Source organism: Mucilaginibacter sp., assembly GCF_028288105.1.
Lineage (GTDB): Bacteria > Bacteroidota > Bacteroidia > Sphingobacteriales > Sphingobacteriaceae > Mucilaginibacter.
The window spans coordinates 1-5,504 of record NZ_JAQBOI010000100.1 but is presented as its reverse complement, the minus strand read 5'-3'; the positions used below and the strand labels follow the sequence as shown (position 1 = coordinate 5,504).

The 5,504-nt window shown below is 43.5% G+C and carries 5 protein-coding genes and 1 tRNA gene; 3 read left to right on the top strand and 3 right to left on the bottom strand.

Annotated features, from left to right (window positions below; all coding sequences use genetic code 11):
- Positions 1-86: 86 nt before the first annotated feature.
- A complete protein-coding gene (locus tag JWQ85_RS07180; protein ID WP_299466117.1) occupies positions 87-1,049 on the bottom strand; it encodes a 2-oxoglutarate and iron-dependent oxygenase domain-containing protein in 963 nt (320 codons plus the stop codon).
- Between the two features lie 175 nt (positions 1,050-1,224).
- Between JWQ85_RS07180 and JWQ85_RS07175 the strand changes: the two genes are divergently transcribed.
- Positions 1,225-2,949, top strand: a complete 1,725-nt coding sequence (locus JWQ85_RS07175) for a DUF6600 domain-containing protein (protein WP_299466114.1) — start codon at positions 1,225-1,227, stop codon at positions 2,947-2,949.
- A gap of 73 nt (positions 2,950-3,022) precedes the next feature.
- On the opposite strand, the gene JWQ85_RS07170 is transcribed toward JWQ85_RS07175, so the two are convergent.
- Both JWQ85_RS07170 and JWQ85_RS07165 read right to left on the bottom strand, forming a co-directional pair.
- Entirely contained in the window at positions 3,023-3,865 is an 843-nt protein-coding gene (locus JWQ85_RS07170) for a ferritin-like domain-containing protein (RefSeq protein ID WP_299466111.1), read from the bottom strand.
- A 12-nt stretch (positions 3,866-3,877) separates the two neighbouring features.
- Complete coding sequence (locus JWQ85_RS07165) at positions 3,878-4,564, bottom strand: ferritin-like domain-containing protein (RefSeq protein ID WP_299466108.1); 687 nt, start codon at positions 4,562-4,564, stop codon at positions 3,878-3,880.
- 419 nt (positions 4,565-4,983) lie between these two features.
- Here JWQ85_RS07165 and JWQ85_RS07160 point away from each other — a divergent pair, with 419 nt between their 5' ends.
- Together JWQ85_RS07160 and JWQ85_RS07155 are read left to right on the top strand one after the other, a co-directional pair.
- A complete protein-coding gene (locus JWQ85_RS07160) occupies positions 4,984-5,295 on the top strand; it encodes a hypothetical protein (RefSeq protein WP_299466105.1) in 312 nt (103 codons plus the stop codon).
- 131 nt (positions 5,296-5,426) lie between these two features.
- Positions 5,427-5,504 (top strand) — tRNA-Val (locus tag JWQ85_RS07155).

Here is a 5,504-nt window from a genome sequence, read left to right as displayed (position 1 = left end):
GTTGAAACATTAATTGACTATCATTTATCATCGCAAATTCAAGGCCCTTAAAACAGAAAACCCCGGATAACCGGGGCTTTCATATTCTATTTTTTCAAACCAATTTCCCTTAACCGTTCATCCAGGTATTCGCCGGCGGTGATATCTGTATAAAGCTTAGGGTGTTGTTCATCAATGGTTGATGGCAGGCTGGTTAGGTCCATGGTTGATTTTGGGTGTAAAAAGAAGGGCACCGAAAACCGTGAGTTCTTCATTTCTTCGCGCGGTGGGTTAACAACCCTGTGCGTGGTAGATTTTAGTTTGTTATTAGTTAAACGCTGCAACATATCGCCTACATTAACTACCAGGTCTTCTCCAAACGCTTTAACCGGGAACCATTTATTTTCGCGGGTAAGCAATTCCAGGCCATCGGCACTGGCACCAATTAATAGCGTTATCAGGTTAATATCTTCGTGCGCACCGGCACGTACTGCATCGTCAGGTAAAGCATCAGGGTTTTCTATAGGGAAATAATGCAGGGTACGCAGTATCGAATTTCCGTTGTGCACTTTATCATCAAAATAGTTTTCGGGCAGGTTTAGGTAAACAGCAATGGCACGTAGCAAATGAATACCCGCTGCTTCCAGTTTTTTATAAACCTCTAAAGTGGTGGTATTAAATTCGGGCTGTTCATCCACCACAACATTATCAGGGTAAAAAGCCTTCTCTGGTGCATCATCACTAACCGTTTGGCCTATCTGCCAAAATTCTTTCAGATCTGGTACTTTAAATCCTTTAGCGGTTTCCTTGTTTTTGCCGGTATAACCGCGCTGGCCCGCCAAACCGGGTATCTCATATTTCATCTTTACATCCTCTGGCAAAGCAAAAAGCGCTTTTACCTGGGTGTAAAGTTTATCAATCAGCTCTTTACTAAGGCCATGGTTGGTGATGGTTACAAAGCCGGTTTCGTTAAAAGCTTTACCAATACTATCCGAAAAAGCTTTGCGCTCATCGGCAGTACCGTTTATGTACGTATCAAGGTCGAGACGAGGGATGTTTACTGTACTCATAATTTCAATATTAAAGGCCAAAATTATTTAAAAAAAAGCGGAGATATGTCCCGGATGATAAATATAATAACTGTGTAATTGTTTTATGACAATGGCTTTAAAACAATTATTACTTTAAACGTTTCAAGTTAAAGTAAGTCAATACAATATACCAGTTATATTAATATCTCGCGTTATGAAAGTTTTAAATAGAATATGGGGTATAGCTTTATTAGCGTTTACGCTGATACTATCTGCCCCACATACCAGCATAGCCCAACAAGAGGGCGAATATATATCAGACCAGGAGTTTTATGATGAACTACAGCCTTATGGCACCTGGATTTATGACCCACAGTACGGTAACGTTTGGATACCCGATGTTGAAGAAGATTTTAGGCCATACGCTACACGCGGATACTGGGCAATGACATCTTACGGCAACACCTGGGTATCAGATTATCCGTGGGGATGGGCAACCTTCCACTACGGCAGGTGGCATTTTGATAATTATTATGGATGGGAATGGGTTCCGGGAAATGAATGGGCGCCTGCATGGGTTAGCTGGAGAGATGGTGGCGGTTATTATGGCTGGGCGCCAATGGAACCCGGCGTAAGCATAGATGCGTCATTTGGCGACAACTATTCTGTGCCCGATAATTACTGGGTTTTTGCACCATACGCATACATCAACTACACCAACGTTTATAACTATTATGTACCGTATAACAGGACAAGAACTATTATACGTAATACAAACTGGTTACGAAACCGCTATAATTATAATAACCGTGTTTATAATGCCGGCCCACGCCGTGAAGAAATACAACGTTACAGTCACCGCCCGGTACGTGTTTATAACATAAATAACGTAAACAGGCCATCGCGCATAACTGTTAACAATAATAACATTAATATATACAGGCCTTCCGTTAGGCAAAACACTAACGCACGCCCTGCAAGGGTGGTAGATGGTAATGCTTATAAACAGCAAAACCCAACACAGCGTATAGGTAGCAGAGACCGCAGCAGGGGTACTGTTTATAATGCAGCAAACGCGGCCAAACTGGCTCAGGCTGCTAAAGCCAACACTCCTGATTCGAGAGTTGTACGTGTTAATAGTAATGATGGCAGGGCCAATGTAAAACCTGCAAGGCCGGGTGCTGTAACCCCGGGCAATGCAAACCAACCTGCCCGCACCAACAGACCAGCAATTACAGGCGATGCCCAACAACAGCAACGCGCTATAGACAAACAACAGGGCGCTGTACGACAACAGCAAATGCGCGAACGAAGGGAAAAAGCACAATCTGAGGCTACCCAACAGCAAACTGAACAGCAAAAACAGCAGTTAGAGCAGCAACGCGTACAACAACAGCAGGCACGCCAGCAACAATTAGAGCAGCAAAAACAACAGCGCGAACAAAACCCGCAACAGCAGCCAACACGCCCGCAACGCACAAGCAGGCCTGCAGTTACTGATGACGGCCAGGCGCAACAACGCCAAAAGGTGTTAGAGCAGCAAAAACAACAGCAGGAACAAGTGCGCCAGCAGCAGGCAGAACAAAAGCAACAACAAGCGCAACAGGTACGCCAACAACAAGAACAGCAACGTTCACAACAAGCTGAGCAGCAGAAACAACAGGTACGCCAGCAACAAGAGCAGCAACGTTCACAACAGGCTGAGCAGCAGAAACAACAGGCACGCCAGCAACAAGAGCAGCAACGCCAGCAACAGGCTGAGCAGCAGAAACAACAGGTACGCCAGCAACAAGAGCAGCAACGCCAACAACAGGCTGAGCAGCAAAGACAGCAGCAGGCGCAACAACAACAAGCGCGCCAGCAGCAGGCCGAGCAACAAAGGCAACAACAGCAGCCACAAAAACAAGCAGAGCCGTCACATCGGCCTACTCGTCCATAATAATATATAGCAAATAAAAAGAGCGCCCAAATAAACCGGGCGCTCTTTTTATTTATAAGATCAGTATTAAGTATTAACCAACTATAAATGATCCAACCAATAGATCAAGTACAGCCTGTTTTTCTAAAGGCTCGTCAAAAGCCCCGGTAGCTATTCTTACACTGGTAAGTGTGGTTAAATCAACACCACCCTGTACCGTATTTTCTTCACCTGCATAATTGCCATTAACCCTTGCATCCCCGGTATCATTACCTAAGGTAGCTGTGCTTTGGATATATGGCCTTGTAGTTGAGCTTTGGCCAAGGCTGCATCGCAACTGGCGAATGGCGGCCGCGTGTCTGGCCTCAACAGCATGTATAGATAAAGCAGCTGTTAAAACCACCTGGTTACCAATTAAGTTTGGCGCCTGCCCTTTATAAGCACGAACACCGGTATCTTCAAAAACCTGCGCGACTGTAAGAAAGGTAGGAAAATTGGTTAAAGCCGCTTTAAAAGGCCCGTTCCCACTACCATTACCGCCAGACAAGTCAATATTGGGTTTAGATACAGGCGTGCCCTGTAATGATGTAATTACGGTCTTCAGGAATGCAACATGCGCGTTCTCATCCCTGGTAATTGGGGCTATATAAGCCCTATTAGCTGAAGGTATAACGTTTGCCGCAGTTGCCTGGTTATAAAACTCGGCCTCCAGGTACTCTAATGTTAATGCAAAATTTAGCACCTCAACAACTGATGATGGTGCTGTTGCACCATATGCTTTTTTAAACAGGGTACCTAATGCAAATGGCATTGCAGCAACAGCTACTTTTGAACCAAAGCTGGTTATATTTTTGATTGCGGCACGGCGCGGGTTCAACCTGTCGTGTATCTCCGGATCAACATTTTCTATTTCATCTATTATATTAAATAAATTCATGGCGATGTGTAATTATGGTTTATAACTAAAAGTTGTTGCTGTTACCTTGGTTTTTAGGAAACCATTAGCCGCTGTAAGTATCTCTTTAATTGAAGCAGACTTGTTTAGTCCGTTTGTATCAACCTGGTCACTGGCAAAACTTCCGGGAGTAATTAGGTTTGATATCAAAGCGGCATGCCTTGCTTCTACCGATACAATTTTACCGGCAATGGTTAAGTAACCCGGGTCTTTAATTAAGTAACCGGCGCCATCGTAAGCCTGTACGCCTGTATCCTCAAATAATTTGGCGGCAGCTAACACGCTTGCACGATCGCTGAAATTGATCTTGCTAAAATCGGGGGTTAAGGCCATGATAGCCTTGCTGCCTATAGCTGCTTTAAAAAAGTCGCGGTGCAATACTTCATGGTCGCGAATATCTGTAAGGTAAGTGGTTTCAATTGAGCTTATACCACTATAAGGGGTAGCGACCACCTGCAGATAAAAAGCGGCTTCCAGTTGCTCCAGCGCATAGGCAAAGTTTAGTACGCCAATATCGCCCGAGCCAATATCAGTACCCGAATTAACTGTAACTCTGTCTTTTTTACACGAGGAAGCAGCACCCATAACGGCTACAGCCGCAGCGCTTGCTCCCGCATAGCGCAAAAACGACCGCCTGGCCATGTTTGCCCCACCTGTGATCGGGTTAATTTCTGTTTTCATAGTTAGATGTTTAGTTTGGTAAATAAGTTTAACGTATGGTTATATCCGTATCTACGCACAAAAACTTAACACAGATTTTAAAAATTATCGTTTATAGCAAATTGGAGTGGGATTTTTTGCGACATAAAAAAGGCCGAAAGACTCTCGCAGTATTTCGGCCTCTACATCTACCTATGAAAAACTCCCTTTGAGAAGGGCTAATAAGCTATATACAAACGCAATGCCCATTTACAAAAAGGCCATTCCGGTAAAATTAAGCGCATTTATAAAACTAGATAATTTTCTTATGTAGAAATAGGTTCTCACACTGTAGAAAAAAACTCCTTGCGCACAATTTCTTAACCATCAGCCTTATATCTCTTTTAGCCGGTTATAATAATTTATCGGAAACTTATTATAACTAACAATGTTACAGTTATATGGATTACAATGTGTATTTATTGGCTACAGATCCCAACAACCCTTGCCGCGATGTAATACACTCAAGGGATACCGGTTTAAAGGTTAGAGTTTTTTGCCTTAGTGAAGATCGCTTTAGCCCTAACGACAGCGAAATTCAATTGTATGGATACGCCAACAGCAAGTTATATGCTTTTGAAACCATTAACATTACAGCCGATGATGCCCTTGATGTGGTAGGAGCAATACAATGGTATGCCGACTATATTGAGTTCCCCGAGATGGAAATATTACCCGAAGATCCTCGCGGAAGCCAAAATATAGCCATGTAATAAAATACAATAGACTGTATATCTATCATTTATAAATATTTTTAATTATTTTTTGAAGAATTGAACGCAAACTCTATATTTGCAGTCCCAAAACGAACAGGCGCTTGCCCAACGTTGAAAGGAGAACCAAAGGGAGTTTAGCTCAGCTGGTTCAGAGCATCTGCCTTACAAGCAGAGGGTCACTGGTTCGAACCCAGTAACTCCCACCA

What these genes read in the sequence shown, in the direction of transcription:
- JWQ85_RS07180 (WP_299466117.1), bottom strand. Translation starts at nt 1,049, where the DNA reads ATGAGTACAGTAAACATCCCTCGTCTCGACCTTGATACGTACATAAAC.
- JWQ85_RS07175 (WP_299466114.1), top strand. Translation starts at nt 1,225, where the DNA reads ATGAAAGTTTTAAATAGAATATGGGGTATAGCTTTATTAGCGTTTACG.
- JWQ85_RS07170 (WP_299466111.1), bottom strand. Translation starts at nt 3,865, where the DNA reads ATGAATTTATTTAATATAATAGATGAAATAGAAAATGTTGATCCGGAG.
- JWQ85_RS07165 (WP_299466108.1), bottom strand. Translation starts at nt 4,564, where the DNA reads ATGAAAACAGAAATTAACCCGATCACAGGTGGGGCAAACATGGCCAGG.
- JWQ85_RS07160 (WP_299466105.1), top strand. Translation starts at nt 4,984, where the DNA reads ATGGATTACAATGTGTATTTATTGGCTACAGATCCCAACAACCCTTGC.